Genomic DNA, 16,820 nt, shown 5'->3' with positions numbered 1-16,820 from the left:
CATATTGCCTGTTTTGTTATGCCGACAGCCAGCGCACGGTACCCGTCTCTTCAAGGGCATATCCGCCGAGCGCTTCGGCCTTGTCCTGAAAGTCCTGCGAACGCGCAAATTCGAAAAGCTTCTGAACAGGCATGGTGAAAAAAGAGCGCCTGTCGATGAGAAGATCAAACCGTTCGTCGATCAGCGGGATGAAAGCAAGCTTGAATTGCCGGGCCATGGACTGGAGCCCAAGGGCGGCATCTGCCTCTCCGGCAGCCACCATGGCCGCAGCCTCGTTTTCCGTGTGAGCGTAATCCTTGCTGCAGGCAAGGTCGTTTTCGCTCAGTCCTTCATCGTCAAGAAGTCTGGAGAACAGCAATGCAGCGCCTGCACCTGGTTGCCGCATGGCAAACCGCTTGCCCCTTAAGCTGGCGATGGACGGAACACTGGCTGCATCGTCTGGTGAAACAAGCAGACCGCGTTTGCGGACAGCCCAGGCGATCAAAACGGCGTCGGAAACGCCAAGATCCTTTACCGAGCTTATGTTCCAGCCACTCTCTTCAGGCAGATGAATGCCTGCAAGCGCAGCCGTGCCTGCTTCGAATTTTGTCAGGCCATCCCGGCTTCCGTTGCAAAGCGTCGCCAGACCGCATCCGCAAGCTCTGATTGCCCAATCCAAAAGAGGGTCGTGAGACCCTGCCAGAACATCGGGCCGTACAGCAGGTTTGATTTCGCCGGACCCTTCGATCCAGGCATGAAGCTCGGCAGATGGAAACAGAAGTTTCCCGGTGATCCGCCTGTGTGGGATTTCATCTGCAGCTGCAAGATCGTAGACCTTGCGCTCTTTGACCCGCAACAAGTCGGCCACTTCCTTGGTGGTCAAGAATTGGGGGGCGTGAGGGTCGTTTTCCGGCAACATCTGTCCTGCTTTTTGTCGGAACACTAACTGTCAATCAGCGCATCGCACAAGCTTGACAGCGAAGACAGCCGGTGCAGCGAGGTTGCGCAGCTCATACCATGCGCGGCGTCGAGCTGGGGTTTTAATGGTAAGAATGGGTCTTTGCCGAGAAATTTTTCCTGATTTGGACAAAAAACGGAGAAATGTGTTTTTCTCAAGCGGTTATCGCGAGAGGAATTGTCACTTCAAATCGGTCTTGGTAATGATTTCTTCATGAAGGCAAAAAAGGCCTCGCTAAAAAAGCGGCAATAGCCTCCGGGGGTAACAAGAACAATATGGAATACTTTCTTCAGCAGCTGATCAATGGCGTGACGCTGGGTTCGATCTATGGCCTGATCGCTATCGGCTACACGATGGTGTACGGCATCATCGGAATGATCAACTTTGCTCATGGTGATATTTTCATGGTCGGCGCGTTTATCGCGCTGATTTTTATTGTAACCCTCGGCATTACGGCATCCCTGCCTGTGGCGCTTTTGATCCTGGCGCTGATCGGCGTCCTGATCGTTTCCATGGCGCTGACAGCAGCCTGGGGTTGGACGGTTGAGCGCATTGCCTATCGGCCTCTGCGCGGCTCTTTCCGCCTGGCGCCGTTAATCACCGCGATCGGTGCGTCCATTGCCCTGCAAAACTTCGTCCAGATCTCTCAAGGAGCGCGCAACAAGCCGTTGCAGCCGTTGATTTCCGGCGGTTTCACACTGACTGACGGCGGTGCCGACGGATCAGGTTTTATTGTTCAGCTGTCTTATACCCAGATCCTGATCATTGTTGTCACCGTGGCTCTGATGATCGGTTTCACGCTGCTCATCAACAAAACGTCTCTCGGGCGCGCGCAACGGGCTTGCGAACAGGACCGCAAAATGGCGTCGTTGCTCGGTATCAATGTCGACCGTACGATTTCGCTGACCTTCGTCATGGGTGCCGGCCTCGCCTCAGTCGCTGGCTTGATGTTCCTGCTCTACTACGGCGTGATCGACTTTTACATCGGCTTTCTTGCGGGTGTTAAAGCCTTCACCGCAGCGGTGCTCGGCGGGATCGGATCCCTCCCGGGGGCAATGCTGGGCGGTCTGTTGATTGGCCTGATCGAGACGTTCTGGTCCGGATATTTCTCGGTCGAATACAAGGACGTTGCCGCTTTCTCCATCCTTGCAATCGTTCTGATCTTCATGCCCGAAGGTCTGCTCGGCAAGCCGGAAGTGGAGAAGGTCTGATCCATGTCAGTGAAATCCGATAACTTCTTCATGGATTCGGTGAAGGATGCAGCGGCGGGCGGCTTAATAGCGCTCGCGCTCTTTGCAGTCCTCATCGGCATGAAGGCTGAAGTCGCCAGCGGCCTTGGGGGGCAGCTCGGCATCGTCTACCGCTGGGGAGCTGTTGCTGTTGCGGTGGCCATCGTTTTCGGTGGCCGTCTGCTTCTGAACCTCTTTGTCTGGAAGGCTGATACGCCCGTTACTCAGACCGCCAGCAGCCTGCTGCCGAACTTGCAGTCGTTTGCACCGCTCGGTAAATATGCCATGCCGATCTTCCTGGTGCTGGCCGTGGTGCTGCCTTTCCTGCTGATGTCCGCCTATGGCGCGCGCGGCTCAAGGCAATATCTCGACCTCGCAATTCTGGTGACGACTTATGTCATGCTCGGTTGGGGATTGAACATTGTCGTCGGGTTGGCCGGGTTGCTTGACCTTGGTTACGTCGCTTTCTACGCAGTCGGGGCCTATTCCTATGCGTTGCTGGCGGAGTACTTCGGCTTCTCCTTCTGGATCTGCCTTCCGCTTGCCGGCATTCTGGCAGCATTCTGGGGCATCATTCTCGGGTTTCCGGTGTTGCGACTGCGCGGTGATTATCTTGCCATCGTGACCCTGGCTTTCGGTGAAATCATTCGCGTCGTGCTGCTCAACTGGTATGAATTTACCGGTGGCCCCGACGGCATCTCCGGTATTCCGCGTCCGAGCTTCTTCGGCATCGAATTCACGAGAGGGGAAGGTGGGTTCGCCGAAACGTTCGGGCTGGAATTCAGCTCGATCCACCGCATCATCTTCCTTTATTATCTCATCCTGCTCATGGCGCTGATCACGAATTTCGTGACGATGCGGCTTCGCAAACTGCCGGTCGGACGTGCCTGGGAGGCTTTGCGTGAAGATGAAATTGCTTGTCGCTCGCTCGGCATCAACACCACCAACACCAAGCTGACCGCATTTGCGCTCGGTGCAATGTTCGGTGGTTTTGCCGGATCTTTCTTTGCGACACGCCAGGGCTTCATTTCTCCGGAGAGTTTCACCTTCATCGAATCTGCGGTGATCCTTGCAATCGTCGTACTTGGCGGCCTTGGCAGCCAGATCGGCGTTGTCATCGCGGCGATCGTGATGATCGGTGGATTTGAGTTCTTCCGCGGTCTGGAAGAATACCGCATGCTCGTCTTTGGTCTCCTGATGGTCATCATCATGGTCTGGAAACCACGCGGTCTGATCTCAACCCGTAATCCTTCAATCACGTTGAGTGGCAAGAAGGGCAAGGGGATCAGTTCTGATCTGGTGCAGGAGGGTCACGGATGAGCTCCTGGGACAACAACCCCGTCCTGACAATCGAGCACCTGACCATGCGTTTCGGTGGACTGGTTGCAGTTGACGATTTGTCTTTCAACGTCGGCCGCGGGGATATCACGGCTTTGATCGGACCGAACGGTGCCGGCAAGACGACCGTCTTCAACTGCGTGACGGGCTTTTACAAGCCAACTGAAGGCCGGGTGGTGATGAACCGCTCCAACGGTGAGCATTATCTCCTGGAGCGCATGCCCGATTTTCAGATCTCTGCGCGTGCTAAGGTTGCCCGGACGTTTCAGAACATTCGGCTTTTCGGCGGAATGACACTGCTGGAAAACCTGATGGTGGCGCAGCACAATCCACTCATGCTGGCTTCGGGCTATTCGGTGGCGGGCATTTTCGGTCTGTCCTCCTTCCGGAGTGCCGAACGCGAAGCCGTTGAAAAGGCTCGCTACTGGCTGGAAAAAACTGCACTGATTGATCGCGCCGACGCGCCTGCGGCTGATCTGCCATATGGAGATCAACGCCGTCTTGAGATCGCCAGAGCCATGTGTTCCGGTCCAGAACTTCTTTGCCTTGACGAGCCCGCTGCAGGTCTTAACCCAAAGGAAAGTGCCGAACTGAACGCCCTGCTTCAGTATATCCGCAAGGAACACGACACCTCGATCCTTCTTATCGAGCACGACATGAGCGTCGTCATGGAAATCTCCGATCACGTCGTGGTGCTGGACTATGGTGAAAAAATCTCCGACGGCACCGCACCTGAAGTAAAGGATGACCCCAAGGTGATTGCCGCTTACCTCGGCGTTCCGGATGAAGAAGTAGATGCAGTGGAAGAGGAGGTCGGCCTGTGACAGCCCTGAACCATATGCTTGAAGTCCGAAATGTTGAAACCCACTACGGTAAGATTATCGCGTTGCGCGGCGTCGACCTGACGGTGGACAAGGGCGAGATCGTTTCCCTGATCGGTGCCAACGGGGCAGGCAAGTCCACCCTGATGATGACCATATGCGGAACGCCTCATGCTTCGTCTGGCGAAGTCCTCTATGACGGCGAAAACATCACACACATGCCGACGCATGAAATTATGCGAAAGTCCATTGCGCAGTCGCCTGAAGGCCGCAGGATCTTCCCGCGCATGAGCGTTATGGAAAATCTTGTCATGGGTGCGGAAATGGCCGGAAACGAGGACGTGGAAGGCAGCCTTGATCGTGCATTCGACCTGTTCCCGCGCCTGAAGGAAAGGCGAAACCAGCGTGGCGGCACATTGTCCGGTGGGGAGCAGCAAATGCTTGCCATTGCCCGGGCGCTCATGTCCAAGCCGCGCTTGCTTCTGCTCGATGAGCCCTCCCTCGGTCTGGCGCCGATCATCGTGAAGCAGATTTTCGATGCGATCAGGGACCTTAACCAGACTGACGGTCTGACGGTGTTCCTTGTGGAGCAGAATGCCTATCACGCCCTGAAACTGGCACATCGTGGATATGTGATGGTGAACGGCAAGATCACCATGTCCGGAACCGGTAAGGAGCTGCTGACGCGTGAAGACGTGCAGGCGGCCTACCTTGAGGGCGGACGGCACTAGGAGACGCGACATGGGTATTCTTTATGAAACGAACTTTGGCGTCTTTTTGATCCTGCTGTGCGGGCTCGGAGGCGGCGCGGCCTGGATGACGGGGCGCGCCTGCGCCAGCACCTGGCGTCCGATTTGGGTGTTGCTGTGGTTCTTGTTCTTGTTGACAGTGGCAATCAGGTTCCTGACCTTCGCGCTTTTCGAAGGCTCTCTGTTGTCAGTGCATTACTTGATTGTGGATTATCTGGTTGTGCTTGCCTTCGGTCTCGCGGGCTGGCGTTTCACGCGGACTAACCAGATGACAACACAGTATGTTTGGCTTTACCAAAAAACAGGCCCGTTCACTTGGCGGTTGCGTGAAGGACAATCTGACCGTTACGCTGAGGGCTGAAAAATTCCAGGGGCGCATATTGTGTGCCCATGGGGAACCGGCCGGGTTCTGGACGAAATAAGAAAAGAATCGTTCTAGCCGCGGCCAAAGTTGAAGCAGGCGTTTTGGGAAGCGCAGGCTTTGTGTCCAAAATGGTCCAGAAAACTGGAACCAGGGGAGTTGACAATGAAAAAATATCTATTGGCGAGTGTTGCTGCAGTTGCTGGTGTGGCCATGTCCACTGCCGCACTTGCAGACATCGTGATTGCAACAGCCGGGCCGATGACTGGTCAGTACGCGTCTTTCGGAGCGCAGATGAAAGCTGGTGCCGAACAGGCAGTTGCTGACATCAATGCTGCCGGGGGCGTCAACGGCGAAAAGCTTGTTCTGGAAGTGGGTGACGATGCCTGCGATCCCAAACAGGCTGTTGCGGTTGCAAACCAGATGGTTGGCAAGGGCGTTGTGTTCATGGCCGGTCACTTCTGTTCCGGTTCGTCCATCCCGGCTTCCGCTGTTTATGCTGAAGAGGGAATCGTTCAGATTTCTCCGGCATCCACCAACCCGAAATTCACCGATGAGCGTCCTGGTCCGGGTGTCTTTCGCGTGTGCGGTCGTGACGACCAGCAGGGTCAGGTTGCCGGTACTTATCTGGCTGAGGAATTCGGCGACAAGAACATTGCCGTTGTTCACGACAAAACTGCCTACGGCAAGGGCCTGGCCGACGCCACCAAAGGCGTTATGAACAGCCTTGGTAAAGAGGAAACTCTTTACGAAGCCTACACCGCCGGTGAAAAGGACTACACCGCGCTGGTCTCCAAGCTGAAGCAGGATAAAATCGACGTTCTCTATGTCGGCGGCTACCATACGGAAGCAGGTCTGATGAAGCGCCAGATGGTTGACCAGGGTATGGACACCATCCTCGTTTCCGGTGATGCGCTCGTCACCGACGAGTATTGGTCAATCACCGGCCCGGCCGGCGAAGGCACATTGATGACCTTCTCTCCGGACCCGCGCAAGAACCCGATTGCGGCGCCCGTCGTGAAAGCGCTTGAAGATGCCGGTAAAACCGCAGAAGGCTACTCTCTGTACACATATGCGGCGATCCAGGCATGGGCGGCAGCTGCAACGACTGCAAAGTCCACGGACTATGATGCTGTCGTTGGCGCTCTGAACGCTGGTGATTTCGCAACCGTTCTCGGCGACTTGTCCTTCGACGACAAGGGCGACGTCTCTCTGCCTGGCTATGTCTGGTACGAGTGGAAAGACGGTCAGTACGACTACAAGTAAGTTGCCGACACACTGATCGGAACGACCCGATTGAGCCCGTCCGGATAATTCCGGGCGGGTTTTCTTGTTTTCGGATTTGATGATGACGCGCGAAGTAGCAACTTGGAACCTTAGGAAAAAACCAAAAAGGCTTTACCTCGTGTTTTCATGGAATGTTGCATGCGATTGCTGTTGCTATATCGCCGACAATGAGCGAAACCCTATTATTAAATAAGTGAATTACTGATGACACACGTGTCACCAGAGAGTTTTTCCGTGCAAAGTGTAAAACAGCGAACACTCCGCATAAGGGTGCAAGGGACTATGCCAACGGGGGAATAGTAATGCAGGCGACTTCTGAAGGCATGTCATTGAATTCCGACGTGCCGCAGATGCTCCATATGGACTTGGATATCAAGGATTTTTGCTCTGACTGGGCGCATTGCGATCTGATGTCGGGGTATCTGGCCCGAATGGTCAGCCACAATCGGCTGGATTCTGCTGCTTTTTTCAAATCTTTATTCATCCGCGTTGAACGAGCTCCTGGAAACTGTGTTTCGCGTTCATGGAGAAGACGGCAAGCTTGAATGCGCCGTGCGCCGCCAGGGCAACCACGACCGGATAGAGCTGACCTTTCCTGCAGATCAACCTACATTCGAGACTTACCGGCAAGCTATTGAAAAGGTGCAGGCCTCGGATGCGGAAGCACTTTATCTGGAAGCATTGTTCACGGAAGACGAACCGGATGCAGGCCTTGGACTGCTGGAGCTGGGTGTCGACTACGGTGCGCGTTTGACAATCGACAGGCTTGAAAATGGCCGTATGTGTCTTGTCGCTGAATTGGCGCTTGAGGACGAAACAGAATGATCGCTGACAGTATTTCGCAAGGATTTCAGTGGAATTTCAACGAAAACGACCAGGAATTTTCATTGCACGGCAGCTTGAGGCCGCAGCGCAGCGAAGAAATGAACAGCTGCATTTCCGCGCTTGAAAACTCCGTTTCCGGGGTCAGCGGGCGCTTCTATGTCAATGTGCGCCGGCTGGTGCGCATGAACAATGTCGCTTTTCATGCCTTCGCCGGCAAGATCCTGGACCTGGTGCGCGGGCGCAGCGATCTGAAAGTGCACGTGACAACCTCGAGCGTGGTTGGCTGGGCGACCCGTAAATTTGCGGTGCTCGAGACCATGTCCGAAAACATCACCGTCGGTGAATACGACAACGAATTTTATCCGGGTCAGACGTTCCTGGAAGAGGGCGGCTTTATCCCGATTTTGCGCACGCAGACCAAACTGACATGGCGTCATGAACGGGCCATCTTGCAGCGCCATGGCCTGGAACCCGGATTGCAGGTAGCAGACATCTGCTGCGGCATCGGGGACTTCGCGGTTCTCTTGCAAAAGGAATTTCAGCCCGATCGGCTGGTTGCTCTGGATCACAGTCGGTCCAGTCTCGACTATGCGCGCAAGGTCGCGACGGATTTCGGCATTCGCGGTATCGACTATGTGTTTGGTGATGCCTCTGAAATGCTGCTGGAAAGTGACCAGTTCGATTTCGTCACCTGCCGCCATTCCCTTCAGGTGTTCGACCGGCCCGAACTGATCCTTCAGGAGCTGCTGCGCATCTGCAAGCCGGGCGGACGCATTTACATCACCAACGAGAAAAACTCCCACTGTCTTGGTGAACCGAGATCGGAATCGATCCAGCGCACCTACAATGAAGTCGCGCGGCTTTGGGCCCACTTCAACATGGATATCGAGCTTGGCCCCAAGAGCCGGCGGTATCTGATCGATGCAGGCCTTGAAGATATTCAGATGGAATCGTTCATGGTGACCAACCTGGACGGTGATCCTCAGGATTTCGCCGATATTATCCAGTCCTGGGAAGATGTCTATGCCGGCAAGATGGCTGTCGAGCGTGGCGACAGTGAAGAGCAAATCCGCGAATTCAGGCAGGGTTTCCAGGATCATATCTTCGCGGCCAAGCATCCACGAGGATATGCAGGCTGGCCGATCTGGGTCGCTTCGGGACGGAAACCAAAATGAGTGTCACACATGTAGGGACTGAGGCTCCGGATCCGCAGGACGGGCAATCAGTTGGCCGGTTTTCGAGGCACAGTTTTCGGGCCAAATTCATTGCGGTCGTCGGTGCGGCGGTTCTGTTCGATCTCATGTTGGCGGGCGGCGTTGCCATCTGGAATGTGCAACGTTTGTCCAATGATGCGACCGAGAAGGTCGCGACCGGCCTCACCAGCGCCACGGAAGAGTATCTGCGGACCTATATCGACACGACAGCGCTCAGAACCGATCTGCTACTCGATCAGGTTTTTTCCGAGGTTGAAGCGCTTGGCGGCGCCATGCAGACGCTGATTGACAATCCTCAGACCGGCACCAATGTCGGCAGGACTGTCGAAGCAGACCCTAAGCTTGGCGACAAGCTGGTTTACAATCCGCAGGCTGGCTGGTCACAGAATTCTCCGGGGAATCTGTTGTCAGCGTCTGGGGGTATCTGCTGGATGACGAGGGCAATCCGCTGCCCGAGGTCGAGGCACAGATATCAGACAGCTCCGCTTTTAATCTGATTGCACCAGGTATCCTGAAGACCGGTTCGCCAAAGCTGCAGATGTATTATGTCGGCCCGAAAGACAAGCCGATCATGCGCACAACGCCCTATACCGACCAGGCGCAGACATTCGACAAGCTTTATCCCGGCCACAACGAAGACAACTTCTGGGATTTTTTCTTTCCAGGCGTCTATGAGGGCTGGCAAAGCTGGATCAAGGACCCGGCCAATCGGCCGGTGGGCCGCGATATCGTGGGTACGGACCCCTATATTGATGCGATCACCGGTGCGCGCATCGTGAGCTTCTTTTATCCGTTGTGGACCGCAGACCGTTCAGATGTCGCCGGCATGGCAGCCGTGGACATCACGCTCGATCAGCTTTCCAATCTGGTGGAAAATGTAAAGATCGCTGAAACCGGCTTTGGTTTTCTCACATCGTCGGCCGGGAATGTCATCGCTGTGAGCGAAGCTGGGGCGGAAACGCTTGGTCTCGTCTCCGTCGGTGGTGAAGGCCAGGGCGTGACAGGGATCGATCGGCTCCTTGGAAAGAGCCGTTTCCCTGAGGTTGCAAATCTTGAGCTGCCGCACAATACGGGCACAGTCATCGATTCCATAACGCTCGGCGGCGATGGCGATTTCAACGAAGAGACGGGCGAAGGATATATCGTTGTTCTGAAGGAACTTTCGCCCATCAATCTCTGGAATGGGGAAACGATTGTTTCGGAAAATCTGACACTTGGCTTCATGGTTGCCAAGGATGAGATCTATGCACCGTTGACAGCCGTGCAGTTGGAGTTGTCCGAGGCGACTGAGCGGATCGTTTATTGGCAGATCGCGGCGCTTCTGATCAGCTTGGTGATCGTGACCGTTGCCGTTTATGCCATTTCCGGCCGGATCACCAAAGGCTTGTCGCAGCTGGCCGGTGCAGCTCGTGCACTGCAGAACAAGGACTACTCCGTCAGGGTGGATATCCCGACCCGCGATGAAGTGGCCGCTGCCGGACTTGCCTTCAACCGCATGGCCGAAGAGATCAGCTTCCATACCGAAAACCTTGAGAACCTGGTCGACGAGCGAACGAAGAAGCTCGAAACAGCGAACAAGGAAATCGGTGCTCTTAACAAGCGGCTCAAGTCGGAGAATGTGCGTCTGGGCGCGGAACTTGATGTCGCCAAGCGCATTCAGGAGATGGTGCTTCCGCGTCGCAGTGAGCTGGAGATCATCCCGCAAATCGAAATTGCGGCCTTCATGGAACCGGCCGATGAGGTTGGTGGCGACTACTACGACGTGCTCTTTGATGGCGAACACATCAAGGTGGGTATCGGTGATGTGACCGGCCACGGCTTGGAAAGCGGAGTTCTGATGCTGATGGTTCAGTCAGTCGCCCGCGCCTTGCAGGAAAAGGGTGACAAGGACCCGATCGCGTTTCTGGATGTGCTCAACCGGGCTGTCTACAAGAACATCACACGGACCAAATCCGACAAACATCTGACCCTTGCATTTGTCGACTACATTGATGGCAAGGTGACGCTGTCCGGCCAGCATGAAGAAGTGCTGATCATCCGATCAACTGGCGAGACCGAGCGTATCGACACCATGGATCTCGGGTTCCCGGTCGGATTGGAAGCAGATATCTCCGCGTTTGTCGCGACGCTGGATTTGAGTTTCGGTCCGGACGATATTCTGATCCTTCACACCGATGGCATCACCGAAGCTGAAAACGCGGCTGGAAACATGTTTGGTCTGGATCGGTTGAGCGAGAGTGCCCACAGCAATCGCCACAAAACGGCAAAGGGTATCGCTGAAGCCGTCATAGATGACGTCAAGATGCACATCGGTGAATATAAGGTATTTGACGATATCACGCTCGTGGTTTTGAAGCACAGGTAGGTCATGGTCGAGGATTTTGGACATACTCATTCTTCAAACGGCGGCGACGCAACGCGGTTCTGCCTGAAGTTGATGGCCGAGCCATTGGAACTCAGCTGGCATCATTGCGGTGTGACATCGGATTTCATCGGTGAGTATTTCAGCCGGGCCTGTCCCGGAGATGTCGACCCGGTCGATGCACGCCACAGCATCAGTTACATGATCAACGAGATCCTCGAGAACGCGGTCAAATTCCGATATGGCGGCGACGTCGCCATCGACAGCAGTCTCCTGGGAGAAACGTTTGAGATTCAGATCGTCAACAAGATCGACAATGAGACGGCGTCACGTTTTCAGGAGCTTCTGCGCGAACTCCTGGAGCGCGACCCCGGTGAGCTCTTGTTGGAGAAAATCGAAGAAAATGCCCTTAATCCCGATTCGACCGGCTCAGGCCTCGGCCTGCTTACGCTCATGAGCGACTACGAGGCCAAATTGGGCTGGTCTTTCCTCCGCGAGCATGTAAGTGAAGGCGTAAAGCTGACCACGTTTGCCTCATTGCGACTTTCCTGATCGCTGACTTATTCCAAAGGAAGAAACCAACATGGAAATCAGCACCAACGATTACCGCGTTTGGACTGAAGGTGCGTCCATCCACTATGAAGGCACCATGCGGCTTTCAGGTACGGAAGCCTATGCGCCGATACTTGAAATCATGAACTCCGTTCTCGGGTCCAAACCTGATCTCATCACGCTTGATCTGACCGGTCTTGAGTTTCTGAACAGTTCCGGCATCAATCTCTTTGCAAAGTTTACAATCGAAATCCGGAAACAGCCGGACGTCGGCGTCCGCGTTCTCGGCTCCAAGAGCATCCCCTGGCAATCCAAGTCCCTCCGCAACCTTCAACGGCTGCACCCGGCGCTGGAACTGACGATTTCCTGAATTGTCCCAGTTCAGTGTTTTTGTGTGTTTGTTCTGCAGGCGGCAGGAGCAAGACACAACTAAGTTCTGTGTCTTTGGAAGGGTCGTGCTCACCAGTACTTTCCCTGGCGCTTTCACGAATTAATCAAAAGTAGAGATCCATTTCACTTCCTTGGGAATGAGAAGAAATCTGCCAAGACTAAGGATCAGACTGGCGCAGAAAATGTTGTTCGTTCGTTAGCATTCCATCGTATGGAATTGGCGAGAGCTTTCTGAGAGACCGAGAATTTCAGTTATTGAGCAACTCCGTTTACGGAAACCTTCACTCGTTTGCTAAAAGTGATTGGTTGCTCATCGATATATTTGCCGCCAATTCATAAAACCTTTAGTAGTCCCTGATCTTGTGCGATGGTTGCAAGCTTGAGTCATTCTCACTTTTGCCGAGTGAGGATGGTGTTAGGTGTCGTTTTGCAAGGTGCTAACAATTTGGCATGGATAGCAGCATGGGGCTGATCGCCGAGACACTCAAACGCAAATGGTTAGACGTTTCCTTTCAGACCGGTGGTCAACGAGTCGATATTTTCGAACGGCCAGGCCGCTGGATGTCATCCGATCGCCTTAGACGACTTCAATCCGATATGGAGGCAGTCGCTATTTCAAGCCTAGAGGCAGGAAAGCTCGACTATGGCGTTTTTGCCGAGGAAACGAGCGCATTCGACAATACGATTGTTACACTTGTCCGGCGTTTAGATGATGATAGGCCAATTGCCTTTAACGCTCTCTCCCTGATGGACATTTCGGCTTTTGGTGCAGATTGTCGAGTTGTGCATCTTGGCTTGGTAATGGTTGATGCAAACGAACGAAATAAGGGGCTCTCTTGGATCCTCTATGGCCTCACTTGCCTTCTGATTTTTGTTCGTGGTGGCATGCGCCCCACCTATGTCTCAAACGTCACACAAGTTCCGGCTGTCGTTGGTATGGTTTCGGAGACATTCTCCGAGGTCTGTCCAACACCGTCAGACTCAAAGCCAAAGGATTTTCGAAAAATCCTCATCGCACGTGAAATAATGGCAAACCACCGTCACGTTTTTGGCGTCGGGGATGATGCAACGTTTGAAGAACAGCGTTTTATCATCAGAAATGCCTACACGGGCGGATCCGACGATCTTATGAAAACCTTCGAGGACGCTCCGCAGCACCGGGATGCGCAATACAACGATTGGTGCGCGAAGATGCTGAACTATGATCGCGGAGACGATTTCTTACAGATCGGCGTGATCGACCTTTACGCTGCGCAGCGATATGTGACACGCACTGTGCCCAGAAAGTCAATTTTGCAAGTCGCGGTGCTTGGTGCACTCGTTGTCATGCGCCGTGCACTTCTACCGGTCTTTCATTGGTTCGATACGAAGACCGATTTCGGACGGATTCGAGCCAGATGACCTTTACTTATGAAGAATTTACGACGCGTAACATTGGCTTTGTGACTGCCGAGGAACAAAAACGTATATGTCGAGCATCAGTATTCATTTGCGGGACGGGGGGAATGGGCGGGGCGGCCATTCAGTCTCTTGTCAGAGCTGGTGTTGGCAGGCTGTTCCTTGCGGACATTGACGAGTTTGAAATCTCAAATTTCAACCGACAGGTTTTTGCTAATTTAGAAAGTGTCGATCAGCAAAAGGCAGAGGCAACGCGCGCTCAATGTCTGAAGATTAACCCCAACGCAAAGATTGAAATTTTCAACGGAAATTGGACGGAATTTTCTTCAGGTATTGTATCAGAGGCCGATGTTGTTGTGAACGGCACCGATGACCTCGGGGCCTCTGTGCTGCTTTATCGACTTTCGAGGTCTTTGGGTAAGCCAATCGTGGATGCCTACGCATCACCTTTACCATCGGTCTTTGTAACGCGTGCAGGTCGTCCCATGCCAGAAGAGCGCCTTGGGTACCCTACGATCAGTACAGATTGGGACAAGTTCACGGACGATCAAAGGCAAAACGCCTTTTTAGCTGAAGCACTGTATGTGATGATGAATTCGTCATCACGGCACCATATAGATTTAAATCTTGCCGGCGAAGTTGCAAGCGGTCTCCGCAGCAGAATGTCATTCGCACCAATGGTTATCAATACGGGCACCTTGATGGCTTATGAAGTTCTGGGTCTGTTGCTGAATAAGTCCACTTGCACAGATGAACGGGGATGGTTTTTTAATCCCTATCGAGCTCGCGTTGAAAAACCGCTTCCCGGGCCGTTTTCAAAACTGTTGAAGCCATTTGTAGCGCGCCAGCTCCAAAAGTTGATAAATCGGAAATGACTAACCCCGAATTGATAACCAATCTGACGGTTGCGGTCGCCACAGTGGTGGGTCTCGCTATCGCTTGGTTGCAATTTGATGCACGCGATGGCGGGTTAGCTCGGCAATTTCGGTTCGCGCTCTTTGTTGCTGGAGTCTTCTATTTCGCGCGCGCAGCCGAGCTGGGTGTCGAGCTTGAGCGTGTTTAGAGTTGCAACTGTGATTTCAGCAGCAGCCATTCCCTTGGCTGCACTGCTCTTGACGGAAGGTCTGCTGCGTCGTCACGCGCCCCGGACTACCAAGATATTTATCAGTTTAGGCTTAATCATATTCTCAATATCATCCGTTTTTGTACCGTATACCTACAATTTTTACTTTATTAAGGCTCTATTTTTGTTTCATTTTTCTGCATTATCAGTAATTTTATTGCTACTGATTGCGCGAAATAGGCAGATTTTGTCTCTAACAGAAAATATGACTATAAATCGATGTGTTGTAGCCTTGCCTATTATAATGATTTTACTTCTTTCCGATTATGAATTCTTTCCGATTCAAGGTCCGTTGTACCTGTCAGGACTGGGTGTCCTAATTGCCGTTTGGATCACAATGACGCTAGAGGCCAATTTTGCGGACTTGGGACGGTTACTGCTTTCGATTGCTGCGATTGTATTAACGATAGCTCTAGGAACTTGGCTAATAGGGTTGCAGGCAGACAGCGCAGCTGGGGACCTTTTGAATACCGCAGCAATTTTGACTTCCTTGGTACTCGTGCTCGTTATCGGCCTAACAGCTGTGGTGCTGCGACATGAAAGACAGCAAGTATCTTTTCTAACAGCGTTGAATGAAACGGCTTCTTTGGAGAAGTTTCTTAGCGCCCTCGAGCGTCAAGGTCTAACGAGTGGATTTACAATACTGAAGAAAAGGGACGTCGTGGAATTCGACATTCCATCACTACGTCGATCACTTGCAGTGTCAGGTGCGCTGCGGATTTCAGACCTTCCAAAATCGCGAGCAAATGACACTATTGGGCAGAGCCAATTGCGCGAACTGCTCTCTCGGTTTGGTGCGCGCGAGGCCATTCTTGTTGCTGAACACCCGTTTGTCATTGCCGTGGGGACACCGAGTGGAATAGCAGCCGCGTCTGGAAGTAACTTAAGGTTAGCTCTGCGCTTAGCGAGATTGATCGCTGAAAGAGATACTGTGCTTGGGAGTAACAAATGCAGTTGACCGTTGAAAGGGGGAACTTCCAAGCGTTTTTTGAAACTCCCTTTAATGCCTATCCTGGGACGAGCGCATATGTTTCGCCATTGAAGTCGGACCTGGCCCGGTTTTTAGACCCACATAAAAACCCTCTGTTTGACAATGAAGACCAAATTTCATGGTTTACGGTTCACCGCAATGGGCGGGCCGTTGGTCGAATCACCGCACACTGCCATAGCGCTTCTAACAGGCTCTATGGATGGCGTCGGGCTTATTTCGGTTTCTTTGACTGTGTCGAGGATGCCGAGGTCGCCCGGACACTTTTGACTGAGGCTGAAAACTGGGCTCGGCACCGAGGATTTGATGAGATTTTAGGCAATTTCAACCTGACGGCAATGCAGCAGATTGGAGTTGTAACGTCCGGGTTTGACAAGGCTCCCTACACAGATCTTGTGTGGAACCCTCCACATGTTCCGAAGTTCCTGGCGGCCAACGGCTATCACGCCGAGTTCCCCATGACCACTTTTGAGGTCGATCTTGCTAAGACTGAAGCGCCTGAGCTCGGTTCAAAACAGCAGGCAATTCTGGAAGACCCTGACTACTCATTTCTGCCAATCTCGCGATGGAATGTTCGCAAACGGATGGAGCAGGCGCGCCAGTTGTTGAATGTAGCGTTTGCTGCAAACCCAATGTTTGTACCGGTCAGTTCAGAAGAGTTCCACTTTCAGGCGAAGGATATGGCCTGGATTGTTGACCCTCGCATTTCCGCGCTCTTGACCTGGCGCGGCGAACCGATAGCAACGATTTTATGTGTCCCAGACCTCAATCCGTTTTTGACCAAAGTCGGTTCTTGCTCAAGCTTCACGGCGCCATGGCATTTTTTGACCCACAAACTTAGCAACAAGCGTGCGGTTCTCATTTTTTCGGCTGTGCGACCGGACATGCAGGGTAAGGGTGTGAACCCGCTCGTCTTGCGCCGCGTGATACTTGCTATGAAGGCCGCGGGTTACGAAAAGTTGGGTAATACATGGATAGGGGACGAAAACCGCGCAAGTTTAGCTCAGAAGGAAAAGGCTGGCGCAACACGCCTTCATAGACTTCATCTGTTCCGGAAATCACTCTCATGAAGCAGGAGACGCTTCAAATCATAGCGGCAGAGGCCAATCTTGCTCCGTCGGTTCACAACACTCAGCCCACGCGTTGGCACTTGGATGGGATAGGTGATTTGCACCTGTCTTTGTTGCCAGAACGGCTTCTCAAAGTCGGCGATCCCAACGGCCAGGATGCGCGATTGAGTGGCGGA

At 53.3% G+C, this 16,820-nt stretch carries 16 protein-coding genes and 1 pseudogene; 16 read left to right on the top strand and 1 reads right to left on the bottom strand.

What is annotated here, in order from left to right; all coding sequences use genetic code 11:
* Positions 1–16: 16 nt before the first annotated feature.
* The gene (locus tag ACZ1HV_RS14550) at positions 17–898 is read right to left on the bottom strand and encodes a substrate-binding domain-containing protein (protein ID WP_298963433.1); all 882 of its coding nucleotides are present in this window, start codon (positions 896–898) and stop codon (positions 17–19) included.
* A gap of 314 nt (positions 899–1,212) precedes the next feature.
* Here ACZ1HV_RS14550 and ACZ1HV_RS14545 point away from each other — a divergent pair, with 314 nt between their 5' ends.
* The 16 genes and pseudogenes from ACZ1HV_RS14545 (at position 1,213) to ACZ1HV_RS14470 (ending at position 16,644) form a co-directional block, all read left to right on the top strand.
* Complete coding sequence (locus ACZ1HV_RS14545) at positions 1,213–2,148, top strand: ABC transporter permease subunit (RefSeq protein WP_265680070.1); 936 nt, start codon at positions 1,213–1,215, stop codon at positions 2,146–2,148.
* Between the two features lie 3 nt (positions 2,149–2,151).
* Positions 2,152–3,486: a high-affinity branched-chain amino acid ABC transporter permease LivM gene (gene livM / locus ACZ1HV_RS14540; protein WP_472715560.1), complete on the top strand. Its 1,335-nt coding sequence runs from the start codon at positions 2,152–2,154 to the stop codon at positions 3,484–3,486.
* Positions 3,483–4,328, top strand: coding sequence for an ABC transporter ATP-binding protein (locus ACZ1HV_RS14535; RefSeq protein ID WP_298821548.1), 846 nt, complete (start codon positions 3,483–3,485; stop codon positions 4,326–4,328). Before livM ends, ACZ1HV_RS14535 begins: the two co-directional genes overlap by 4 nt.
* A gap of 14 nt (positions 4,329–4,342) precedes the next feature.
* Positions 4,343–5,056, top strand: a complete 714-nt coding sequence (locus ACZ1HV_RS14530) for an ABC transporter ATP-binding protein (protein ID WP_298821673.1) — start codon at positions 4,343–4,345, stop codon at positions 5,054–5,056.
* A gap of 10 nt (positions 5,057–5,066) precedes the next feature.
* The gene (locus tag ACZ1HV_RS14525; RefSeq protein ID WP_298821547.1) at positions 5,067–5,435 is read left to right on the top strand and encodes a DUF6867 family protein; all 369 of its coding nucleotides are present in this window, start codon (positions 5,067–5,069) and stop codon (positions 5,433–5,435) included.
* A 165-nt stretch (positions 5,436–5,600) separates the two neighbouring features.
* Positions 5,601–6,701, top strand: a complete 1,101-nt coding sequence (locus tag ACZ1HV_RS14520; protein ID WP_298821546.1) for a branched-chain amino acid ABC transporter substrate-binding protein — start codon at positions 5,601–5,603, stop codon at positions 6,699–6,701.
* Between the two features lie 531 nt (positions 6,702–7,232).
* Positions 7,233–7,547, top strand: coding sequence for a hypothetical protein (locus tag ACZ1HV_RS14515; RefSeq protein WP_472715559.1), 315 nt, complete (start codon positions 7,233–7,235; stop codon positions 7,545–7,547).
* The gene (locus ACZ1HV_RS14510; protein WP_298821542.1) at positions 7,544–8,722 is read left to right on the top strand and encodes a class I SAM-dependent methyltransferase; all 1,179 of its coding nucleotides are present in this window, start codon (positions 7,544–7,546) and stop codon (positions 8,720–8,722) included. Before ACZ1HV_RS14515 ends, ACZ1HV_RS14510 begins: the two co-directional genes overlap by 4 nt.
* Positions 8,719–11,126 (top strand): annotated as a pseudogene (locus ACZ1HV_RS14505) (SpoIIE family protein phosphatase). The gene ACZ1HV_RS14510 and the pseudogene ACZ1HV_RS14505 overlap by 4 nt, the downstream one beginning before the upstream one ends.
* A 3-nt stretch (positions 11,127–11,129) precedes the next feature.
* Positions 11,130–11,675, top strand: coding sequence for a slr1658 superfamily regulator (locus ACZ1HV_RS14500; RefSeq protein ID WP_298821538.1), 546 nt, complete (start codon positions 11,130–11,132; stop codon positions 11,673–11,675).
* Positions 11,676–11,706: 31 nt separating this feature from the next.
* Positions 11,707–12,045 (top strand): slr1659 superfamily regulator, encoded by a 339-nt coding sequence (locus ACZ1HV_RS14495; RefSeq protein ID WP_298821534.1) that lies wholly within the window; start codon positions 11,707–11,709, stop codon positions 12,043–12,045.
* Between the two features lie 482 nt (positions 12,046–12,527).
* Positions 12,528–13,466 (top strand): hypothetical protein, encoded by a 939-nt coding sequence (locus tag ACZ1HV_RS14490; protein WP_472715558.1) that lies wholly within the window; start codon positions 12,528–12,530, stop codon positions 13,464–13,466.
* Positions 13,463–14,338 carry a ThiF family adenylyltransferase gene (locus ACZ1HV_RS14485; protein WP_472715557.1) on the top strand — a complete coding sequence of 292 codons (876 nt, stop codon included), beginning with the start codon at positions 13,463–13,465 and terminating at the stop codon, positions 14,336–14,338. Before ACZ1HV_RS14490 ends, ACZ1HV_RS14485 begins: the two co-directional genes overlap by 4 nt.
* Positions 14,335–14,526 carry a hypothetical protein gene (locus ACZ1HV_RS14480; RefSeq protein ID WP_472715556.1) on the top strand — a complete coding sequence of 64 codons (192 nt, stop codon included), beginning with the start codon at positions 14,335–14,337 and terminating at the stop codon, positions 14,524–14,526. Before ACZ1HV_RS14485 ends, ACZ1HV_RS14480 begins: the two co-directional genes overlap by 4 nt.
* Complete coding sequence (locus ACZ1HV_RS14475) at positions 14,513–15,544, top strand: hypothetical protein (protein ID WP_472715555.1); 1,032 nt, start codon at positions 14,513–14,515, stop codon at positions 15,542–15,544. Before ACZ1HV_RS14480 ends, ACZ1HV_RS14475 begins: the two co-directional genes overlap by 14 nt.
* Entirely contained in the window at positions 15,535–16,644 is a 1,110-nt protein-coding gene (locus ACZ1HV_RS14470) for a GNAT family N-acetyltransferase (RefSeq protein ID WP_298821526.1), read from the top strand. The genes ACZ1HV_RS14475 and ACZ1HV_RS14470 overlap by 10 nt, the downstream gene beginning before the upstream one ends.
* Positions 16,645–16,820 lie beyond the last annotated feature (176 nt).

The sequence above is a fragment of the Roseibium sp. JB4-4 genome, from assembly GCF_055693425.1.
This window is presented reverse-complemented; position numbering and strand designations above follow the sequence as displayed.

What these genes read in the sequence shown, in the direction of transcription:
- ACZ1HV_RS14495 (WP_298821534.1), top strand. Translation starts at nt 11,707, where the DNA reads ATGGAAATCAGCACCAACGATTACCGCGTTTGGACTGAAGGTGCGTCC.
- ACZ1HV_RS14500 (WP_298821538.1), top strand. Translation starts at nt 11,130, where the DNA reads ATGGTCGAGGATTTTGGACATACTCATTCTTCAAACGGCGGCGACGCA.
- ACZ1HV_RS14520 (WP_298821546.1), top strand. Translation starts at nt 5,601, where the DNA reads ATGAAAAAATATCTATTGGCGAGTGTTGCTGCAGTTGCTGGTGTGGCC.
- ACZ1HV_RS14545 (WP_265680070.1), top strand. Translation starts at nt 1,213, where the DNA reads ATGGAATACTTTCTTCAGCAGCTGATCAATGGCGTGACGCTGGGTTCG.
- ACZ1HV_RS14485 (WP_472715557.1), top strand. Translation starts at nt 13,463, where the DNA reads ATGACCTTTACTTATGAAGAATTTACGACGCGTAACATTGGCTTTGTG.
- ACZ1HV_RS14490 (WP_472715558.1), top strand. Translation starts at nt 12,528, where the DNA reads ATGGGGCTGATCGCCGAGACACTCAAACGCAAATGGTTAGACGTTTCC.
- ACZ1HV_RS14470 (WP_298821526.1), top strand. Translation starts at nt 15,535, where the DNA reads ATGCAGTTGACCGTTGAAAGGGGGAACTTCCAAGCGTTTTTTGAAACT.
- ACZ1HV_RS14510 (WP_298821542.1), top strand. Translation starts at nt 7,544, where the DNA reads ATGATCGCTGACAGTATTTCGCAAGGATTTCAGTGGAATTTCAACGAA.
- ACZ1HV_RS14535 (WP_298821548.1), top strand. Translation starts at nt 3,483, where the DNA reads ATGAGCTCCTGGGACAACAACCCCGTCCTGACAATCGAGCACCTGACC.
- ACZ1HV_RS14525 (WP_298821547.1), top strand. Translation starts at nt 5,067, where the DNA reads ATGGGTATTCTTTATGAAACGAACTTTGGCGTCTTTTTGATCCTGCTG.
- ACZ1HV_RS14550 (WP_298963433.1), bottom strand. Translation starts at nt 898, where the DNA reads ATGTTGCCGGAAAACGACCCTCACGCCCCCCAATTCTTGACCACCAAG.
- livM (WP_472715560.1), top strand. Translation starts at nt 2,152, where the DNA reads ATGTCAGTGAAATCCGATAACTTCTTCATGGATTCGGTGAAGGATGCA.
- ACZ1HV_RS14480 (WP_472715556.1), top strand. Translation starts at nt 14,335, where the DNA reads ATGACTAACCCCGAATTGATAACCAATCTGACGGTTGCGGTCGCCACA.
- ACZ1HV_RS14530 (WP_298821673.1), top strand. Translation starts at nt 4,343, where the DNA reads ATGCTTGAAGTCCGAAATGTTGAAACCCACTACGGTAAGATTATCGCG.